We start from the raw sequence: 874 nt of genomic DNA, 5'->3' as shown, positions 1-874 counted from the left end.
ATTCGACGATGATGCCGAACCACCACATCACCAAGCCGGTGCTGATCGGCGAAATCCAGGCCGACGGCCAGTTCGAGACCGTGTCGCGCACGCCGGGCCTGGTGATGGGCGACGAATGGTCCGACTATCTGCCTGATTCCAAGGACCTGATCTCGGATTGGCGCGCGCCTCTGTCCTGCGGCAACTTTAATGTTGCCACCGGCAAGTGCGGCGGCAAGGGCACGAACTGATCCCTCCCAGGGCTGACCCAGTCAGACCGCGCGCGTCCGGACGGCTTCCTCCGCCGTCCGGACGCCCACTTCAACCTTCAGGGGTTACCAGAAACCAATGACCTTAATCCGCACGGGTTTGATGCTGTTGTTCCTGCTGGCGACACTGTCGTCATCGGGCGCTGGCGAAACCGATCTGCGCGGCATCATCGCCAAATTCGCCACGGCCAAGGGCTTTTCCGAGATCGGAGCCGTCGTCCACGAACTGGCAGCCGCTGGCGACCCGGCGGTGGAGCGGCCGCTTGCGGCACTTGCCGACGGCAACCTCTATGTCCGCAAGGCCGATTCCCTGGTGTTTGTCGGCAAGGAAGCGGGCGAGAGCGTCCAGCTTTCCGACCCGTTGAGCGGGGAGGCATCGGGTGAGGCGGCCAAGGACGGCATCACCAAGATCAAGGTCAACAACACGCTGCGTCGCGTCATCCGCGATGCGTTGGGCACTCTGACGCTCGGCGCCAAGGATCCGGCTGTCCGCATCGCCGCCGCCGACACCATGTTCAAGACACCTGACGCCGCAAATATCGCCCCCCTCGATACGGCGATCGCCGGTGAGGCCGTGGCCAGCGTCAAGGCTCTGCTCGAACAGGCCCGTGCGGCCTCCGTTCTGG

Annotated in this window: 1 protein-coding gene and 1 pseudogene; both read left to right on the top strand. The window is 64.3% G+C overall.

Annotated features, from left to right (window positions below):
* On the top strand, nt 1–230 hold a 230-nt coding region (locus tag EOA22_RS35500), incomplete at its 5' end, for a transporter substrate-binding protein (protein WP_164756270.1).
* 97 nt (nt 231–327) lie between these two features.
* Nucleotides 328–874 (top strand): annotated as a pseudogene (locus EOA22_RS35495) (urea ABC transporter permease subunit UrtB); the annotation flags it as partial.

It is taken from the genome of Mesorhizobium sp. M7A.F.Ca.US.014.04.1.1 (assembly GCF_003998745.1).
In the GTDB taxonomy this organism is placed as follows: domain Bacteria; phylum Pseudomonadota; class Alphaproteobacteria; order Rhizobiales; family Rhizobiaceae; genus Mesorhizobium; species Mesorhizobium ciceri.
This window is presented reverse-complemented; position numbering and strand designations above follow the sequence as displayed.